Source organism: Nocardia sp. CDC160 (assembly GCF_035818795.1).
Lineage (GTDB): Bacteria > Actinomycetota > Actinomycetes > Mycobacteriales > Mycobacteriaceae > Nocardia.
In genome coordinates this window covers 556,326-574,545 of the sequence record NZ_JAYKYT010000004.1, presented here as the reverse complement: position 1 = coordinate 574,545, position 18,220 = coordinate 556,326, and the positions used below count along the sequence as shown (strand labels likewise).

21 protein-coding genes and 1 pseudogene are annotated in these 18,220 nt (G+C 65.3%); 12 read left to right on the top strand and 10 right to left on the bottom strand.

The window, feature by feature from the left end; genetic code table 11:
* Nucleotides 1–25: 25 nt before the first annotated feature.
* From VMT40_RS24180 to VMT40_RS24160, 5 genes are read right to left on the bottom strand one after another with little or no spacing between them, the layout of a single operon-like run.
* A complete protein-coding gene (locus VMT40_RS24180; protein ID WP_326360982.1) occupies nt 26–1,090 on the bottom strand; it encodes a DNA polymerase domain-containing protein in 1,065 nt (354 codons plus the stop codon).
* Nucleotides 1,087–2,187, bottom strand: a complete 1,101-nt coding sequence (locus VMT40_RS24175; protein WP_326360981.1) for an ATP-dependent DNA ligase — start codon at nt 2,185–2,187, stop codon at nt 1,087–1,089. The genes VMT40_RS24180 and VMT40_RS24175 overlap by 4 nt, the downstream gene beginning before the upstream one ends.
* Before the next feature lie 51 nt (nt 2,188–2,238).
* Nucleotides 2,239–2,637 (bottom strand): cold-shock protein, encoded by a 399-nt coding sequence (locus tag VMT40_RS24170; protein WP_326360980.1) that lies wholly within the window; start codon nt 2,635–2,637, stop codon nt 2,239–2,241.
* 43 nt (nt 2,638–2,680) lie between these two features.
* A complete protein-coding gene (locus VMT40_RS24165) occupies nt 2,681–3,790 on the bottom strand; it encodes an SPFH domain-containing protein (protein WP_326360979.1) in 1,110 nt (369 codons plus the stop codon).
* Nucleotides 3,791–3,829: 39 nt separating this feature from the next.
* Nucleotides 3,830–4,051 (bottom strand): hypothetical protein, encoded by a 222-nt coding sequence (locus tag VMT40_RS24160; RefSeq protein WP_326311124.1) that lies wholly within the window; start codon nt 4,049–4,051, stop codon nt 3,830–3,832.
* A gap of 160 nt (nt 4,052–4,211) precedes the next feature.
* On the opposite strand from VMT40_RS24160, the gene VMT40_RS24155 reads away from it, so the two are divergent.
* Together VMT40_RS24155 and VMT40_RS24150 are read left to right on the top strand one after the other, a co-directional pair.
* On the top strand, nt 4,212–4,385 hold the full coding sequence (locus VMT40_RS24155; protein ID WP_326360977.1) for a hypothetical protein: 174 nt from the start codon (nt 4,212–4,214) through the stop codon (nt 4,383–4,385).
* Nucleotides 4,386–4,471: 86 nt separating this feature from the next.
* The gene (locus VMT40_RS24150; protein ID WP_326360975.1) at nt 4,472–6,052 is read left to right on the top strand and encodes a DHA2 family efflux MFS transporter permease subunit; all 1,581 of its coding nucleotides are present in this window, start codon (nt 4,472–4,474) and stop codon (nt 6,050–6,052) included.
* A gap of 64 nt (nt 6,053–6,116) precedes the next feature.
* Here VMT40_RS24150 and mraY read toward each other — a convergent pair whose 3' ends face one another.
* Both mraY and VMT40_RS24140 read right to left on the bottom strand, forming a co-directional pair.
* Entirely contained in the window at nt 6,117–7,205 is a 1,089-nt protein-coding gene (mraY, locus tag VMT40_RS24145) for a phospho-N-acetylmuramoyl-pentapeptide-transferase (RefSeq protein WP_326360973.1), read from the bottom strand.
* A 121-nt stretch (nt 7,206–7,326) separates the two neighbouring features.
* Nucleotides 7,327–7,965 (bottom strand): LysE family translocator, encoded by a 639-nt coding sequence (locus tag VMT40_RS24140; RefSeq protein WP_326360971.1) that lies wholly within the window; start codon nt 7,963–7,965, stop codon nt 7,327–7,329.
* Nucleotides 7,966–8,371: 406 nt separating this feature from the next.
* On the opposite strand from VMT40_RS24140, the gene VMT40_RS24135 reads away from it, so the two are divergent.
* A complete protein-coding gene (locus tag VMT40_RS24135; protein ID WP_326360970.1) occupies nt 8,372–8,773 on the top strand; it encodes a YunG family protein in 402 nt (133 codons plus the stop codon).
* Between the two features lie 5 nt (nt 8,774–8,778).
* Here the strand turns inward: VMT40_RS24135 and VMT40_RS24130 are convergent, their stop codons facing one another.
* On the bottom strand, nt 8,779–9,987 hold the full coding sequence (locus tag VMT40_RS24130; RefSeq protein WP_326360969.1) for a helix-turn-helix domain-containing protein: 1,209 nt from the start codon (nt 9,985–9,987) through the stop codon (nt 8,779–8,781).
* A 512-nt stretch (nt 9,988–10,499) separates the two neighbouring features.
* Here VMT40_RS24130 and VMT40_RS24125 point away from each other — a divergent pair.
* The 3 genes from VMT40_RS24125 to VMT40_RS24115 all read left to right on the top strand — a co-directional run bounded on the left by VMT40_RS24125 (nt 10,500) and on the right by VMT40_RS24115 (nt 11,637).
* A complete protein-coding gene (locus tag VMT40_RS24125; RefSeq protein ID WP_326360968.1) occupies nt 10,500–10,640 on the top strand; it encodes a hypothetical protein in 141 nt (46 codons plus the stop codon).
* Nucleotides 10,640–10,849, top strand: coding sequence for a hypothetical protein (locus VMT40_RS24120; protein WP_326360967.1), 210 nt, complete (start codon nt 10,640–10,642; stop codon nt 10,847–10,849). The genes VMT40_RS24125 and VMT40_RS24120 overlap by 1 nt, the downstream gene beginning before the upstream one ends.
* A gap of 197 nt (nt 10,850–11,046) precedes the next feature.
* The gene (locus tag VMT40_RS24115; protein ID WP_326360965.1) at nt 11,047–11,637 is read left to right on the top strand and encodes a DUF1877 family protein; all 591 of its coding nucleotides are present in this window, start codon (nt 11,047–11,049) and stop codon (nt 11,635–11,637) included.
* Nucleotides 11,638–11,792: 155 nt separating this feature from the next.
* Here VMT40_RS24115 and VMT40_RS24110 read toward each other — a convergent pair whose 3' ends face one another.
* A complete protein-coding gene (locus VMT40_RS24110; RefSeq protein WP_326360963.1) occupies nt 11,793–12,071 on the bottom strand; it encodes a DUF7336 domain-containing protein in 279 nt (92 codons plus the stop codon).
* Between the two features lie 239 nt (nt 12,072–12,310).
* Here VMT40_RS24110 and VMT40_RS24105 point away from each other — a divergent pair, with 239 nt between their 5' ends.
* The 4 genes from VMT40_RS24105 (at nt 12,311) to VMT40_RS24090 (ending at nt 15,098) form a co-directional block, all read left to right on the top strand.
* The gene (locus VMT40_RS24105; protein WP_326360962.1) at nt 12,311–12,694 is read left to right on the top strand and encodes a hypothetical protein; all 384 of its coding nucleotides are present in this window, start codon (nt 12,311–12,313) and stop codon (nt 12,692–12,694) included.
* Nucleotides 12,695–12,923: 229 nt separating this feature from the next.
* Complete coding sequence (locus VMT40_RS24100; protein WP_326360960.1) at nt 12,924–13,355, top strand: VOC family protein; 432 nt, start codon at nt 12,924–12,926, stop codon at nt 13,353–13,355.
* Nucleotides 13,356–13,406: 51 nt separating this feature from the next.
* Nucleotides 13,407–14,117: a class I SAM-dependent methyltransferase gene (locus VMT40_RS24095; protein WP_326360958.1), complete on the top strand. Its 711-nt coding sequence runs from the start codon at nt 13,407–13,409 to the stop codon at nt 14,115–14,117.
* 84 nt (nt 14,118–14,201) lie between these two features.
* Nucleotides 14,202–15,098, top strand: a complete 897-nt coding sequence (locus tag VMT40_RS24090) for a TIGR03621 family F420-dependent LLM class oxidoreductase (protein ID WP_326360957.1) — start codon at nt 14,202–14,204, stop codon at nt 15,096–15,098.
* 60 nt (nt 15,099–15,158) lie between these two features.
* Here the strand turns inward: VMT40_RS24090 and VMT40_RS24085 are convergent, their stop codons facing one another.
* Entirely contained in the window at nt 15,159–15,587 is a 429-nt protein-coding gene (locus VMT40_RS24085; RefSeq protein WP_326360955.1) for a DUF6010 family protein, read from the bottom strand.
* A 202-nt stretch (nt 15,588–15,789) separates the two neighbouring features.
* Here VMT40_RS24085 and VMT40_RS24080 point away from each other — a divergent pair.
* Both VMT40_RS24080 and VMT40_RS24075 read left to right on the top strand, forming a co-directional pair.
* A pseudogene (locus VMT40_RS24080) lies at nt 15,790–16,729 on the top strand (GlxA family transcriptional regulator).
* A gap of 229 nt (nt 16,730–16,958) precedes the next feature.
* Complete coding sequence (locus VMT40_RS24075) at nt 16,959–18,158, top strand: FAD-dependent oxidoreductase (RefSeq protein WP_326360953.1); 1,200 nt, start codon at nt 16,959–16,961, stop codon at nt 18,156–18,158.
* Nucleotides 18,159–18,220 lie beyond the last annotated feature (62 nt).

The window sequence follows — 18,220 nt, the reverse complement described above, 5'->3', positions numbered from 1 at the left end:
CCCACCCGCACCGACACCCGAGGCACTAGTCGGCGCTGTCCTTGCGGGCCTTGGACGGCTGCACCCGCGGCGGCTCATTGGGCATCTTCGGATACACCGGCGGCCAGGGCGCGTCCATCAACCCCGCGGCCATGTCCTTGTCCGACATCTCCAACAGCGGCGCGATCGACTGCGGCACCCGATCCGCCCACGGGTCACCCAACTCCGCGACCCGCGCGGGCACCGTGGCGATGGTCAGCTCATCGGGCACGATCGACGCCAACGCCTCCCACGACACCGGGGTCGAGACCTGCGCACCCACCTTCGGGCGCACACACCACGCCCCGAAAACCGTTTTGTGCGGGGCATTCTGGTTGAAATCCACGAACACCCGCGACCCGCGCTCTTCCTTCCACCAGGCGGCGGTGATCTCGCTCGGGTGGCGGCGCTCGAGCTCGCGCGCCAGCGCGACCGCGGCGGCCCGCACCTGATAGCCGTCCCACTTCGGTTGCAGCAGCGCATACAAATGCAGGCCCCGCGAACCCGAGGTCTTCACCCGCACGTCGATGCCCAACTCGGTGCACAACTCCCGCACCGCGAACGCCGCGCGACGCAGATCCTCGAAACCGATGCCGGGGGAGGGATCCAGATCGATGCGCAACTCGTCGGTGACCCCGGTGGGCGGAAGCACGTTCCCGGCCGCGTCGAGCACCGGCGGAAACGTGCTGGCCGCCTCCGCGCCCGCATGGGTGGGCCACACGTGAAATCCCAAGCAGCCCAGGTTGACCGCCCACAACAGGTGCGCCATATCGACCGCGACCAGCGCGTCGCTTTCGGTGCCGTTGGGGGTGGAGACCACCGTGGTCTGCAGCCAGTCCGGCACCGACTTCGGGACTCGCTTCTGAAACCAGGATTTGCCCGAGGCCCCATCCGGGTAGCGCTCCAACAACACCGGCCGCCCGCCGATGGTCCGCATGATCGGATCCGCCACCGCCAGATAGTAATTCACCAGATCGAGCTTGGTTTCCCCGCGTCTGCTGAAGTAGACCTTGCCCGGATTGGAGATGGTGACACTGTGCCCGGCCACCTCGAGCTGCAGCGAATCGCTCACCGCGCCGACCCTTTCCCCGCTCTGGCCTCGGCGAAGATATCGGCCAGCTCCGCCGGGGCCACCTCGTCGAGCTGGGCGTAGGTGCACGATTCGGGGGTGCGGTCGGAGCGGAAACGCACCAGCCGCCCGCCGTGGCGCAGTCGCCCGGCCATGACGTGCTCGTAGCGGACCTCGGCCACCAACTCCGGGCGCAGCGCCTCCCACGACAGATCCTTGCCGCCGGTCCAGCGGCTCACCCCGCCGGGCATCTTCCCCTCGGCCTTGGCTTGCGCGGCCGCATCGGCCCACGAGCGCCACGGATGATTCTCGAGGGCGTTCTCCCGCAACGGGGCCAGCTCGTCGACGAGCTCCTTGCGCCGGGCCGCGGTGAAACTCGACGCCACCCCCACATGATGCAGATTGCCCTCGTCGTCGAACAGCCCCAACAGCAGCGACCCGACGCCTTGCCCGTCCTTGTGCCAGCGGAATCCGGCGATCACGCAGTCGGCGGTGCGCTCGTGCTTGATCTTGAGCATCACCCGTTTGTCCTGCAGATACGGCAGATCCGCGGCCTTGGCCATCACCCCGTCGAATCCCGCACCCTCGAAGCGGGTGAACCAGTCGGCGGCGGTGTCGGCGTCGGCGGTGATCGGGGTCAGGTGGGTGCGCGAGAACTGGCCGTCGAGCACGGTTTCCAGCAGCGCCCGCCGTTCGGCGAAGGGCCGCTCGGTCAAATCCTCGTCGCCGAGCGCGAGCAGGTCGAAGCCGACGAAGCTGGCCGGTGTCTCCACCGCCAGCTTGTTGACCCGCGAGGCGGCCGGATGCAGGCGCTGCTGCAGGGTGTCGAAGTCCAGGCCGTTCTCGGTGACGACCACGATCTCCCCGTCCACCACGCACTTGGGCGGCAGCGCCTGACCCAGTAGTTCCACCAGTTCGGGGAAGTACCGGGTCAGGGGCCGGTCGTTGCGCGAACCCAGCTCGATCTCGTCGCCGTCGCGAAACACGATGCAGCGGAACCCATCCCACTTCGGCTCATACAGCAGTCCGGGTTCGCGGGGCAGTTCGGAGACCGATTTGGCCAGCATCGGTTTCACCGGTGGCATGACGGGCAGTTGCACACGACCTCCTCGGTTCGCGGTGGCACCGCACCCGATCGTAATGCGAACCGGTCAGTTTTCGAGCCACCCGTGCTGATCCGCGAAGGCGGTGAGCCGATCCCGGATCGTGATGATCTCCCCGGCCGTCAACTGCGGCGACGCGTCCAGCAACAACTCCGTGATCAGCCGTCGATGCTCCGAGGCCGTGAGCTGCCCGCTCCCGCGATGATCCTTGTTCTTGTGCCGGGCGGTGGACGCGGCGTTCTGCCCCGGCACCACCGCCAGGTTGATCGCCTTGGGTCCGCGATCGCCCTCGGTCACATCGAATTCGAAAACCCGCCCCTGGCGCAGTTCGTCCTCGTCCAGCCCGATGTCGTTGACGTGCACGAACACGTCCGGCCCCCCGTCTTCTGGACGAATGAACCCGAAACCCCGAGAGCTGTCGAACGACACCAATTTCCCGATGGACACCTAAACACCCGCTCCTCGTCGCCGCGTCCCTCTCGCGGTCACTCTAGTCCGCGGGCTGATCATTGTTGGAAGAAAGTGCCTTTTGCAACGAATTGAAGACGGTCAGGCCTTGGCCCACCATCCCGTTGACGATCTCGGAGACCCCGTCGGGGCCGTTGAGCACGGTCAGATTGGCCTTCGACAGCCCCACCGAGGCCTGCTTGACGATCTCGGGCAACTGCTCGATCAGCAACTGGTCCAACGCGATCCGATTGTTCGACGCCGCCGCCTCGGCCTGGATGCGGGTGCGGTCGGCCTCGGCCTCGGCCAGAATGCGCACCCGTTCCGCCTCTGCCAGAGCCGGTTTGACGACCTCGGCCTGCAACTGCTGCTCGCGCAGCTCGGCCTGCTTGCGCGCCTGCTCGGCCTGGGCGGTGAGCACCTCCTGCAAGGCGTTGGCCTGGGCAAGCGGACCGGCCTGCGCGGCTTCGGCATTGGCCTTGTCGATATCGCGCTGGTACTGCGCGCGCAGAATCGCGGTCTCACGCTGGTATTCGGCCTGCTTGCGCTGGGACTCCTGCTCGGCCTGGGCCGCGAGCTGCGCGGCGGCGGCCTGGGCGATCTGAGCGTCGCGCTGCACCGCGGCATTGTGCGGGGCGGCCAGGGCGGCGATGTAGCCGAGGTTGCCGTCGTCGATGTGCTGGATCTGGAACGAGTCCACCCACAGCCCGATATTGCTCATCTCCACCTTGGAGGCCACCAGCACCTCGTCGGCGAGCTTCTGGCGTTCGCGAATGATCTCCTCCACCGTCATCGAGCCCACGATCGAGCGCAGATGACCGGAGAAGATGCGCCCGGTCAGCACGCTCATCTCGCGTTCCTGCTCGGACAGGAACCGTTGGGCGGCATTGACGATCGACTGGGTGTCATTGGCGACCTTGAACGCGATCACCGCCCGCACATCGAGCTGGATGGCCTGCTTGGTCACGCAGCGCTCACCGATCTCGGCCTCGAACATGGCCAGCGACAGATACCGCACCTTGCGGAAGAACGGCATCACCCAGGTGCCGTGCCCGATGATCACCTTGAACGGCGCGCCGCCGTCCTTGACGCCGTGGCGGCCACCGCTGACCAGCATCGCCTCGTCCGGATCCGGTACGTGGTAACCCAACATCGCTGTCTCCCTCTGTGGGTGGAAAAGGACCTTGTCGATCTATCGATCGCCCGGAAGGGGAATCCACGCAACAACATCGACCACGCGCCCCGGATGGGCGGCCACCACGAGCACGGTGACACCGGCCGCCAACGGCTCCTCGGCGCGCGCGATATAGAGCTCGGTTCCCCCTCGGATGGCGATGCGCACCTCCCCGAGAGATCCCTTGCCCCGGATCGGCGAGGTCAGCGTACCGGTCAAGCCCACCACCGGGTCGGTCATCGCAGGTGAACTCCTCGCATCGATCGCTGAGAAAGCCCAGCGTACGCGGGCGAGGCGGATCGGCCTGCGCCGCCGATACATTGCTGAGAGATTGCTAGCGCTCGGTATGATCGGTGGCGGCCTCGAGGCGGTAATCCAATCCTATTGAGAGGACCAACGCATGGACGGCGAGCGTATCCCGGTGGATCCCACCGATTCCAAGGGCAGAAGCGATGTGCGCGAACCGAATCCGGGAGATCCTTCCGAATTCGATCTGCGCGCCGAAGCCGCGGCCGACGCGGGTGCGGAGGAATTGCACACCGAGGGCGGCGCGTGGGGGATGCCCGATGAATAGGTCGCGCGCAACGCTGCGGCGTCGCTGTCTCACGCCGATGCGAAAATGTGCTGGTTTCGTCACCGACCGGCTGGCAGGCTGAAGCGGTGACCACTCCTCCGGATACCGCGGCGGCCGCTTCCGCCGACGACAAGCTGGACATCGGCGTACTGAAAATCGCCGGTGTCGTGGTGCTCGGCGCGATCATGTCGATCCTCGACGTGACCGTCGTGACCGTCGCCATCCCCACCTTCCAGGACAAATTCCACACCACCACCGCCATCGCGGCGTGGTCGATGACCGGCTACACCCTCGCCCTGGCCACGGTCATCCCGCTGACCGGCTGGGCCGCCGACCGGTTCGGCACCAAACGCCTCTACATGATGGCGCTGGTGTTCTTCGTCATCGGCTCGGTGCTGTGCTCAACGGCCTGGAACATTCAGTCGCTCATCGCCTTCCGCGTCATCCAGGGCCTCGGTGGCGGCATGCTCATGCCGCTGGGCATGACGATCATGACCCACGCCGCGGGACCGCAGCGCATCGGCCGTGTCATGGCGGTGCTGGGCGTGCCCATGCTGCTGGGCCCGATCATGGGCCCCATCCTCGGCGGCTGGCTCATCGACTCGTTCTCCTGGCACTGGATCTTCCTGATCAACCTGCCCATCGGCATCATCGCGCTGGCGCTGGCGTTCATCGTCTTCCCGCGCGACAACCCCGAACCGTCGCAGACCTTCGACTTCGTCGGCATGCTGCTGGCCTCGCCGGGCCTGGCCGCGTTCCTCTACGGTGTGTCCTCGATTCCCGGTGAGGGCACGGTGGCCTCGGCCAAGGTGCTCATCCCGGCGGTGATCGGGCTGATCCTGTTGGTGGCGTTCGTGTTCCACGCGTTGCGCACCGAGCATCCGCTCATCGATCTGCATCTGTTCCAGAACAAGTCGTTGCGCTTCGCGGTGCTGACCATGACGTGTTTCGCCATGGCGTTCTTCGGATCCGGTCTGCTGTTGCCGACCTATCTGCAGCAGGTGCGCGGGGAGTCCACGCTCATGGCCGGTCTGCTCATCGCCCCGCAGGGCCTGGGCGCGATGCTGACCATGCCGATCGCGGGCCGACTGGTCGACAAGATCGGTCCGGGCAAGATCGTGCTCACCGGTATCGCCGTCATGTCCATTGGCATGGCCTTCCTGACCCAGGTCAGTGCCAGCACCCCGTATCCGATGCTGTGCGCGGTGCTGTTCGTGATGGGTCTGGGCATGGGCTGCACCATGATGCCGACCATGACCGCGGCCATCCAAACCCTCACCCACGCGCAGGTGGCGCGCGGTTCGACGCTGATGAACATCGTCAACCAGACCGCCGGATCCATTGGCACGGCCACCATTTCGGTGGTGCTGACCACCCTGCTCAACCGGGGCGACACCCTCGGCTCGCGCGGGGTTGCGCTGCCGCCGGGGGTCGCGGATCCGTCGCTGGCCAACGCGGCCATCGGCTCGCGCCACAGCGAGCAGCTCGCGCATCTGCCGCAGTCGCTGCTCAGCGAGGGTTTCGATCTGGCGGCGCGGGCGTTCGCCCACACCTTCGTGGTGTCGCTGTGCATCCTGGTGGCCACGCTGATTCCGGCGTTCTTCCTGCCGCGCAGCAAACCCGCCGTGCCCGCGGACGCGACCGACGCGGCCGTGGTCGTGCACTGAGCGCGCACTCGAGGAATTCGTGTGGCCCATCCGGAAGGCGTTTCCGGGTGGGCCACACGGTGTTTCAGGGCAGCTGTGAGCCGGTGGTGGACAGGTGCTCGCCGTAGAAGGCGATCAGGCCGGTGGCCGAGGCGATCGCGGCCAGCAGCCAGAATCGAATGGTGACGGTGGTTTCGGGCCAGCCGGTCAGTTCGAAATGGTGATGGAACGGAGCCATCTTGAACAACCGGGTGCGTGTGGTGCGGAACATGACGATCTGCACCAGCACCGAGAGGATCTCGGCCACGAACAACGCGCCCACGGCCACCATCAACAACTCGGTGCGGCTGGTGATCGACAATCCGGCCAGCAGCCCACCCAACCCCAGCGCGCCGGTGTCACCCATGATGATTTTCGCCGGAGCCGCGTTCCACCACAGGAATCCCACACACGCCGTCGCCCCGGCCGCGCACACGATCGACAAATCCAGGGGATCACGCACCGTATAGCAGCCCGGCACCGCTTTGAGCGCGCACGAATGGCTGTACTGCCAGAACGTGATCAACACATACGCGCCCAGCGTCAACCCCATCGAGCCCGCCGCCAAACCATCGAGACCGTCGGTGATATTGACCGCGTTCGACCACGCCGCCACCAGAATGCACGCCGCGGCCAGGAATCCGATCAACCCCAGTGACACCGTGGAGATGTCGCGCACGATCGAAATCTGCCTGCTGCCCGGCGTCAACCCGCCCCCGCCGCGGAACTGCAACGCCAACACCCCGAATACGACCGCGGCACACAGCTGTCCGACCCACTTGCCCGACGCGGTCAACCCCAGACTGCGCTGCTTGGACAGTTTGATGTAGTCGTCGAGAAACCCCACCGCACCCAACGCGGTCGCCAACCCCAACACCAGCAGCCCCGAAGCCGTCGGCCCGGTCTCACCGCCCCGATGCCCGATCACATGCGCGGCCAAATACCCACACCACATCCCCAACAAAATCGCCAACCCACCCATGGTCGGCGTCCCCCGCTTGGCCAAATGACTCCGCGGCCCATCCTCCCGAATCGGCTGCCCCACCCGTCGGCGAGTGAACACCCGAATAAGCAACGGCGTCACCGAAATCGACACCGCCAACGCCACCATCGCCGCCACCAAAATCTGCCGCATCCGCCCCCCTCGAGACCCAATCCCGACACATGCTAACCGCCCCACCCGCCCCCCGTGCCCCACGAGTGCTCGCGTGAGACATCCCCAACCCGCCCGCACAACGTGATCAGCCGCGAGAGCCTCAGTCTGTGCGGCCGGTCGCGGCGACGGTAACACCGAGACCGATCATCGTGAGTCCGCCGACACCGCCCACGACCGACAACCGACGCGGCGAGCGACCGAACCACACCCGCGCCCTCGAGGCAGCCAATCCCCACACACTGTCGGTAAAGACACCAAGAACAGTGAAAACCACACCGAGAACCAGCATCTGACCGGCCGCAAACCCTCGGTCACGGTCGACGAACTGCGGCAGCACCGCCACGAAGAACACGATCGTCTTCGGATTGCTCACCTCGACAACAAAGCCCTCCCACAACGAACGCGCCACCGACCGCGAGACCCCCTCCACCGCAACGGTCTCCCGCAGCGACCGGCCCTGCCACAACGCCCGGACCCCCAGATAGATCAGATACCCCGCACCGGCCAGCTTGAGCACCGTGAACACGAATGCAGACCGTTCCACGACGACCCCCACACCAAAGGCCACCGCCGTCACCAGGGCATACGCGCCGATCGCGCTACCCGCCACAGTCGCCAACGCCACCCGTCGCCCGTGCGCCAACGCCCGACCAACGAGAAACAACACACTCGGCCCCGGAATCACAAGCAGCACAAACGACATCGCTGCGAATGCAACCAGCCGGTCAATCGACACCATAGGAGAAGGTTAGAGATACGAAACGCTTATGGCCGGTCCGATCCCGCCCAAACCGGGAGATATACGGAAACCGCAATGCACTATCGGCTGCATCCCGCACTGACCAAATCGGCCTCGCCGCCGAACGCAGGAGATTACGGCGCAACCGGGCGGTTCGAAGGCATCGACTCGGCGCAGCCGAAGATCAAGGGACTGGGGTCTTCTCGACCTCTCGCACGCCCGCCAAGAGCTAAGTGTCCAGCCAATCCGGCCAACGACTCACCCGCCGATGCCAGGACGAGTTCGTCATCGTCGGTACTTGCGATCCTCGACAAGGCCGCCAGGACCTCAGGAGCGTCATAGCCTTCGAGATCGCTGGCTGAATCGTCTCGTTCGAGGAAGCACGGCCCTCAGTATCCTCGTGGGTGTGGGCGGCACCGTTACCGTGGAGGCTCTCCGGGACGCGCTCGAGCTGTCTTGGGCGGCAGATACGAGCAGATCTCGAGTGTGGAGTGCGAGCAATCGCGCGAAGGGGCAGTGCGCGGTGACGGCGTGCGTGGTTCAGGACTACCTCGGTGGCGAGATCTACCACTCGGTGGCTACCCTGCCCGGCGGTGAGACCTTCTCGCACTATTTCAATGTGATCGACGGTCGAAGCGTCGACCTCACGAAGCAGCAATTCCCCTCCGGCACAACATTTACCGAGCCAGCGCCGAAGACCAAGGGCTACCCGTCGACCCGCGAATACTGCCTGTCGTACGAGGACATGGTGCGGCGATATCGCACGCTCGCAGAGCGCACCGCGCGCTACCTGGGCACCGGGAGATAGACCGCTCAAAGCGCGGTCCAACGTTCCAGGAACTCGCACACCTCGGGTACGGCGGGATGGGACCGTACCTCCGACACGAATTCGGCGATCGCGGTCTGTAGACGTTCCGATTCCACGGTGCTGATCTCGTCGAGATTGTCGATCAGCACTGCGCACCCGTCGGCCACGTCGCCAGCGCGTACGTAGTTCTGCGCCAACCGGATTTGCCAGGCTGTCCGCTCCCGGGGGTAGGCGCTGGTGCCTTTGATCGCCGATTTCAGGTAGTTCGCCGCCTCCGCGTAGTCGCCGATCCTCATGAAGGCCAGCCCGGTCAGGCCGCTCAGTTGTGCCGCGGACAGGAATTCGAGGTATCCCGGATCGAGGCCGCGCGTCGAATCGAATGCCCGATGAGCGCGGCGGACCGCGGCCGCCATGGCAGAGCGGTCGCCGATCACGCTGTACGCCTCCGCTTCGCGGATTGCGGCCAGTGCACGCAACTTCGGGCCGCCCTCACGTCTAGCGGCGAGCTGGGCGGCCTCTGCCAGTTTCACCCCTTCCTTCGGACGCGCCCCTTCGCGATACGACAGCAGGCACGCATTGATCCAAGCGTGCGCGGCGGCGATGCCGTCACCCGCGGCCGTCGCTGCCTTGGCGGCATCGGCGTAGTAGCGATTGGCGTCGCTCGATCTGCCCGCGTCGTAGTGGATCCAGCCCGCGGCCGTCATCATTTCCGCGCTTGCGCTGGTCAGCGCTTTCCCGACCTTGTCGGTATAGGTGCCATGGTCGAGAAGGTGCTCGACATATCGCGCTTCGTTGACGGCCAGTTCGCAGAGCTGGTCACCGCCGACCATCAACTGTGTCTTGTGAATTTGGTTTATGCCCTTGGTGATTCGCTCGACGTCGGTGATCCCGACCGCCACCCGGCCACCCGGAGCGACCGGAGTCGTCGGCCGGTGCCCTGTGGCAGCACCCGCGCCTGCACCGCCCGGGCCCGCTGTGACGAACGTGCGGTGGGTGGCCTCGACTTCCTCGTCTTCCGCAACGAGCATGGACAGCGGTACCTGCAACGCCTTCGCCACCCGACGCAGAACACGGAGATCGTGCACCGCGGGCCCATCGTGCTCGAGTTGGGAGACGCCCGGCTGTGTGAAGTGGATGAGCGCGCCGAGTTCGGCCTGAGTCATTCCATTCGACAGCCGTATCCGTCGAATGGTCGTCCCGGTCGTCGTCGGCATTCGGTACTCCGCTACGTCAGCGTTGCTTTGGCGGTCGATCCGAGATTGGCTGTTGGGCCCCAGCGAGTTTCGCTGTAGCACGCACTCTATACCGGTTTCCGTATATCGCCTCTGGTTCTCAGTATGACGGAATGAAGCGGCCCCCGTGTCGGCCATACGGTCGGCATCACACCCGCTGCCAGGCGGTTCGTACCCCGTGCCGGTTCGCCATCGTGGGGCCGATCTGCCTACAGCGGTGGCAATTGCACAACGGGCGACGCCGCTGGATTGGCTACAGGTCCTTCCGGCAGCGGAACCCTCACGCCGAAGGGGTAAAGATGTCGAAAAGGCGGGCAATCGGATATCTGCGATCGGACATTTCAGGCTCACGTCAAGATCGGGACGAGACCCAACTCCGCAGTCTCTCAGCACGATTCGGATACGACCTGTGCAAGACGCTGGTACTCGGCCCCTACACGGACCGTCCGATGTACCGCTTGCGAATCGCCATAAGCCGCGCTGAAGCTCAGGCCGTGTTCGTTCCGAGCGTCAGCCACTTCGACAATGGCGAAGTGCCGCCCGAACTCGCGCGCCTGGTCGCCGTTGTCGCGGTCGACACCGAGCAGACGTTCCCGCGCATTGACGTCCCTGCCGTAGAAGGTGAGGCGCAGTGATGACCGCACAGCCGCGGCGGCCCACACGCACGCCAGATAAGAATCCGGGCCGCGAGGGCGGACCCATCGCATTCCAGCACACCGCCGACGGCATCGTCGCGATCGGCGAGGACGGTTTCCCACTGATCGACGACGGTCTCGAACTCGGATCGGCCGCCGAACCTGCTGTGCTGCAGCGGTATTCGGTATTAGATGCCACGCCGGGTTGAGGACGCTGAACACGACCAGTGATGACTGTCGATCCCAGAGGCATAGTTCGAATTGGCCCCTGCGGGCGCGCTGCTCGATTGCTCGGCCGAAGCGATGAACCTCGACACCGGGCCCTACCGAGCGGGCCGTACGCACTGCACTGCCGATGACACGGTGGTGACGGTACCGCTCTACCAGCGAATACTATGATCTTGGGATGTCCCTCGATGCTCGATACCGAGCAATTCCCTACGAACCGCTGCTGGAGCGCGCGATGCGGGATCGCGAGGCGGCCGAGGACGCCATTCAGAGTTTCGGTCGCTTGGCCACCGACGATGTCGCGAACTCGCCGTACTGGGACGACCCGATCTGGCTAGAGCTGGCACCGGTCGCTCGCCAGATCGTGACCGAACGGCCTGGCATTCTGGACCGGACCTTCTCCACCCGCGCTTGGGATGCGGTGTACTGGTTGCTCGCGCCCAACCGCCGGAACCAGGAGGGGCGCAATCCGAGCGGATTGGCCGAGATTGCAGTGTTCGGAGCTGAGCCCTTTGCTTCGGGCGCGACTGCAACGCAAGGGATTCCGCTCCGATTTGTCCGGCCGCCGATTGCTCGGACTGCGGCGGAGTTCGTTGAGAACAGCCTTGGGAGCGCTGCCCAGCTGTTCGATGCTGAAGCAATGGAGGCGTCCGGCGTTTACAAGGGTCCGTGGGAGCTCGATTACCTCCTTGAACTGCTGACTCAGTACGCACAGTTGTATCGACTCGCAGCTGATCTGGACGAGTGTGTGCTGGTAAAACTCGACTGAAAAGGGAGGCTCAGGCATCCGGTCACGCCGCGTGGCAGACGGTTCGAAGCCGTCGACCCGGCGCAGCCGAGGATCATCGAACCGAGGTCATCTGTACCTCGCCGAACGCACTGAACTGCCGAATGTCGAGCACTCAACTTGCGGAGAACAGTGGCTCAGTAGTGATAGGTGAAGTAGCCCGAGGTCCACTCGTCTTTGTCGACCACGCTCCTCGCGATTTGGAAGCAGTCGGGTTCGTCTCGAAAGCCTGGGAGGCTTCGCGCCGTGCGAATCCGTTCCTCTGCGAGCTGCTCAGTCGAGTAGACACCCAAAAGTTTGATCTGATCGCCCTCCTGCTCATCCCACTCAAGATCTCCATCCTCGTCGACATGACGTACCGGAGACCCGTCCGACGGGCGCGCATGATGGATGTGCCATAGCAGGTAGACGTCCATGCTGCTGGAGCCTATCGGCAGCATTGGATATCGGATTCCCTGAGCTAGCGGTCAGTGGCACTTAGTTGAAACGTCCGCTCTTGCCGCTTACGGGTCGGTCGACAGCACGAGTGCCATTGCGGCACAGGATGTTCGCGTAAGCAGAGGGAGCTTCGGATGTCGCCTCATCTAGATCGTAAGGCGGCCAAAACCGAAAACCTCTTTGGACCGATACCTGCGGGTGTGATTCAGTGGCCTCCGTGAGCCTGACCGTGCACGTCTTCGTTCGCCAGGACGGCGAGACGTTGTTGCTCGACGCGCCGGAGGGTTGGATGGACCTGGCCGGGTTCGAGCGCTGGCGCACCGAGGTGTGGGGTAATGCGGCCGTCCGCGAGCTGGGCGCGCGGTTCTTTCCGATCCTGGCCGAGGACAATCTGTGGGTCGAGCCTGAGGAGGTACTGCAGTTCGCGGGTGAATGTGCCAGGCTCAGCGACAACCTCAGCGTGATCGCCCCGTTCCCGTATCCGCCGTGGCCAGATGCGACACATCTGATGGTGATGGATGCGGTCGCGTCCCGTCTAGCGCACATCCAGATTGCGGTAGGGCGTGCTCTCGGCGTGAACGGTGGGATCGTCATCTGGTGATCGCCAGCGCCGACCAACGCGCAGACCTCTGCACCCTGAATGGCCGCCGCACTCTCTCAATCCGCCGAACTCGGCCGATGTGGACTGCTCGACTTCGCGTCCCGTCACGCCGGTGACCGTGCTGAGCGAACTAGAGTCAGGGTTGCTCGGCGGAAGACCAATCGGCAGTGTCGATCTGGGAGTGGCTGAAGGGGCGAGATTGTTGGTGGGTAGGTGGTAGGGGTTTTGAATGGCCATCAGTGCAAGCCTTTTCGCCGTCACTATCGACTGTCCCGATCCCGTTCGACTCGCTCGGTTCTATCAGGGATTGCTCGGCGGTCAATTGCGGTCTGCCAGCGCGGACTTCGTGGTGCTTGCCACCGGCCACGGCACTCGCTTGGACTTTCAACGTGTTGCCAATCATCGGCCGAGTCCGTGGCCGGATCCCGCCGCTCCGCGTCGGCTCCACCTCGATTTCAGCGTCGACGATCTCGACCGGGCCGAACGACACCTCCTTGGGCTCGGCGCGGTACTCGCGTCCTACCAACCTGGCGGCCAACGCTTCCGTGTTCTTTTGGACCCAGCGGGTCATCCGTTCTGTATTGCCACCGCGGCAGCAGCAGGCGTACCCGACCAAGAACTAGCAGCAGACCCGCCAATGACGTCCAGTGAGCCGCGATAATGCCGAGAAGCGGGTGTCTTCGGATGGTCGGTCCAGCCTACGATTTTGGAGGTGCGGGACGCCTCTGATGCTCACGGCATCTCGGCGGCGAAGGAACTCCGGTGGCGGGAGATGGCGGTCATCGATGCCGCCTACGCCGAAGGTCGGATCGCCCGGGAGGCTTGGCATGAGGCCGTGTTGGAGCTGATCGAGTCGGCGTATCTGGGGACCGACGATCCACGGGCGCAGTCGGGGTACTGCGGGGATGCGGCGCAATGGGAAACGGCTCGCCGTCCACTGGTGCGGGCATTGCCGTCCAGCCGGGACCGGGTGCTGAGTTTTCTCGACATCGGGTGCGCCAATGGGCATCTGATGGAGACGCTTGCGCAGTGGGCGGCACAGGATGGGATTCGGGTCGAACCGCACGGGGTGGATATCTCTGCCGCTCTGGTCGACTTGGCGCGCAAGCGCTGCCCCCAGTGGGCAGAACGGATCTGGGTCGGCAACGCTTACGACTGGTGTCCGCCACAGCGTTTCGACGTGGTACGGACCGGGCTCGAGTACGTGCCCGAGCGTGAGCGCCCACCGTTCCTGGCGCACCTGTTCGAGTGCGTGGTCGCACCTTCGGGGCGACTGGTGGTCGGCATGTTCAACGAAGAAGCCGACCGGGATGTCCGGCAAAGGCAGGTGCTCGAACTCGGGTACGTCGTGACCGGTTCTCTGGCCGAACCGCACCGCCACCCGGCTGTGCACCGCAAAGCATTCTGGATCGACGCGCGGTAACGCCAGCCCATTCTTTGGCGCACGCAAGGCGGGTGCAAGATCGGCGCAAGCGTCGACAGTGCCGGGGTGGGTACCGTCGATGGGGTGAATGATGATCGAAATGATGTGACACCACGGCCGTTTCGGTTTTCTGTCGGCATTGGCGGCGGTGATTCGCGGGCCGAGTGGCGGAAGAAGGCGCGGCAGGCCGAAGACCTGGGGTACGACGTGATCACGGTGCCCGACCATTTGGGCATGATCTCGCCGTTTCCCGCGCTGATCACGATGGCGGAGGCGACCAATCGCGTGCATGTCGGAACCATGGTGCTGGATGGGGCCTTCTACCGGTCGGCTTGGCTGGCCCGCGATGTCGCGAGCGTGGCGCAATTGACCGACGGGCGGTTCGAGTTGGGGCTCGGTGCCGGACCGGATTTCGCGAAACCTGAGTTCGAAGCACTGGGGCTGCCGTTCCCGAGCGGGCGGCAGCGCATCGAGCATCTGCGCGAGCTGATCGTCGAGACCAAGGCGCTGTTCGCGGGCGATCACCAACCGCCTGTGCACCACCACATTCCGCTCCTGGTGGCCGGGGGCGGCGACCGCCTGCTGCGGGTGGCCGCCGAACACGCCGACACCGTTTCGCTGGCCGGGATATCCGTCGATGCCGATATCGACTCCGATGAGATCGGCGACGCCGCGCTCGGCCGCCGCTCCCAATTCGTCCGTGAAGCCGCTGGAACACGCTTCGCCGCTATCGAATTGGGGCTGACGGTGCAGGCGGTGGAGGTCGAGGGGCACGGCGAGGTCGATCTGACACTCCCGCGCATGTTCCAACCCCACCTGTCCGATACTCAGCTGCGGCACCTGCCCGGGTTCCTCCACGGGTCGGCACGCACCATCGCCGACACCCTGCGCCGTTACCGTGACGAATACTCCGTCACCCATTTCTCGGTCAACGAGGCGCAGATGACCGCGCTGGCAAAGGTGATCGAAGACCTTCGCTAAACCCTCGGGGCGCTCCAAGACGCATCGCGCCGACCGAACCGGTCGGCGCGATGCGACGGGCTAGTTTTCGACAGCTGTCGGTTCGGGTGAGCGGGTGCGGAGCGAGGCGAGGAGGTTGGGCCCTCCGCGCAGGCACCACAGGGCGATCACTGGGTCGCAGATCGCGCAGCCTAGCGAAGAATTGTGGGCGAAGGGGATGATCGGGTGGCCTTTGAGGTGGTGGAGTACGTCGCTGACGGTGTGCAGTAGCCAGGCGATTCCAATGAAAGTCCATGAATTCAGGCCACGGAACGCGCAATAGGTGATGGCGGCGGCGAAGGCGTACTCCCAGAGGCCGAGTCCGCCGCCACTGAGGTAGGCGGCTCCGGCTCCGGCGACCATGATCGCGTTGAAAGTGCGGCGATGTGGTTCGCGGATGAGTGACATGAGCAGGGCGTAGAGGCCGCCGATCAACAGTGGCACAACGACAGTGGCGACAGCGGCAATCATGGCCGGGGACTCCTCGCGGCAGGCTCGGGGAATGAATCGGACACGAAGCTATCGCTCGTACGAGGCGTGTCCCAGTGGCGTTTTCGCCAGATATCCACGGAAAAACGCCATCCTTGATCGTCCGGTCGGATCATCGTCTCCGAAGCCCTACCAGCCTGTTCACGTCCATGACGCGAATCCGGCGATGAGGTAGCTTCACGCCATGCACACGGTCGCGGTTCTGGCCATGGACGGGGTCATACCCTTCGACTTGTCCACCCCCGTAGAGGTTTTCGACCGCACCCCGCCTGCCCGACGGCCGCCGCGCGTATCGAGTCCGCATCTGCGCCGAGCGGCCGGAGGTGGACGCGGGTGCGTTCACGCTGCGCGCACCCTGGGACCTGACCGCGGTGACCGAGGCCGACACCGCGATCATTCCGGGAGTCGCCGATCCGACCACCCCGCCCTCGCAAGCCGTGCGCGACACGATCCGAGCCGCCGCCGCGGCGGGCACTCGGATCGCCTCCATCTGCACCGGGACCTTCCCCCTCGCGGCCACCGGCCTCCTGGATGGCCTGCGGGCAACCACGCATTGGGTCGTGGCCGACCTGCTCGCGGCCACCTATCCACGCATCGAGGTCGATCCGGACGTGCTGTATGTCGACAACGGCCACATCCTCACCTCCGCGGGCGCCTCGGCCGGACTGGATCTGTGCCTGCACCTGATCCGCCGCGACTACGGCTCGGCCGTGGCCGCCGATGCGGCCCGGCTCTCGGTCATGCCACTGGAACGCGAGGGCGGGCAGTCCCAGTTCATCGTCGAACAGCTCCCACCCGCCTCGCACGGCGCCGAGCTCGAGCCCCTGCTGCTGTGGTTGCAGGACAACATGTCCCGCGACCTCACCATCAGCGACATCGCCGCCGAAGCAGGCACCAGCACCCGAACCCTGTTGCGCCACTTCCGCACTCACACCGGCACCACCCCGCTGCGTTGGCTACACCGCGCCCGAATCCGACGCGCCCAGCACCTGCTGGAAACCACCGACCACACGATCGAACGCGTCGCCGCCCAAGTGGGTTTCGGCTCCCCGACCGCGTTCCGTGACAATTTCAAACGCACCGTCGGCATCGCCCCGAACGCCTACCGCCGCGCCTTCCGATGACCGTGTTCCGAAGCGCCCAACGCCGCCCATCGGGTACGCGGACACCCGACCGGTCCTGTTGCGGCACTGCGTGATTGGTTGCGCGCCTGGGCGCGCGACTCTCCCGGCAAGAGAAAACTGCCATGCGTCAACTAGTAGTTGACGACGAGCTTCTGGTCAACTATTAGTTGACGCTATGGCGAGCTTCGCAGAGGGCTTTCGCCGACAACTCATCGACCCAGGAGTCGCAATGGAAGATTTCGAAAGCGCCGCAGACCAAGACGCCAGATCGGGCAGGCGAGCGCTGGTCGTCGGCGCCGGAATCGCCGGGTTGGCTGCGGCGTTGCGGCTGCATCAACAGGGCTGGGACGTGGTCATCGTCGAACGTGCATCGACCCGCCGCAGCAGCGGTTACCTGCTCAACCTGCACGGACCGGGATACGACGCCGCCGAGCGGCTCGGGCTGGTACCGGCGCTGACTCGCCGCGATATCGGGTTCTTCACCTCGATCTTGGTTCACGCGGATGGCCGCGAGAAGCTGAGGATCCCCGCCGCTGTCACCGAGGCCGCTGTCGGGGACCGCGCGCTGAGCCTGTTCCGCGGCGACTTGGAGTCCGCACTGTACGACGCTGTCGCCGAGTTCGCCGATATCCGTTTCGGCACCACACCGCAGGCAATCGTCCAAACCCCCGGGGAAGTCACCGTCACCCTGAGCGATGGCACCCGCCTGCAGGGTGACCTCCTCGTCGGCGCCGACGGCGTGCACTCCCGAGTCCGCGAACTCGTATTCGGCATCGAGTCGGACTATTTCGTCGACCTCGGCCACATGGTCGGCGCGTTTCCGCTTCACACCGTGCCCGAACACATCTCCGAAGGCTTCGGCACCACCTTCATCGGCCCGGGCCGCACCGCCGCGGTGATGAACCTTGGGCCGCAACGGTCTTCGGCGTTCTTCACCTACCGCTGCCCCGACCCGAACGCCGAACTGAGTCTCGGCGCCCAGCCCGCCCTCACCCAGGCATTCGGAGATCTCGGAGGCGGTGTCGCCGAAGCTCTCCACCAGCTCGACCCTGCCACCGCCTATTTCGACACGGTCGGCCAAATCGTGACCGACCGCTGGAGTCGCGACCGAGTCGTCCTGCTCGGCGACGCGGCCTGGTGTGTCACGGTATTCGCCGGTTACGGCGCCGCCCTCGCCCTCGACGGCGCCGACCGGCTCGGCAGCGCGCTGGCGGCACACGAGGAAGACATTCCCGCCGCCCTCGCGGCCTGGGAGGCGTCGCTGCGCCCGGAAGTGCGCAAACGACAAGCATTGGCCCGCAAAGGAATCAGCCGCTTCGCCCCGCCGTCACGGACACACGTGTGGGCCGGTGAACTCATGCTCCGCGCCATCCAACTCCCCGGCATCCGCACCTTGGTCCGGCGTTCCATTCAACGCGCCAACAATTGATCGGGTGCGCGGCCCGCCCGGTCACATGCGGGCCGCCATCCGAAAGGAACGGACAGCCGTGA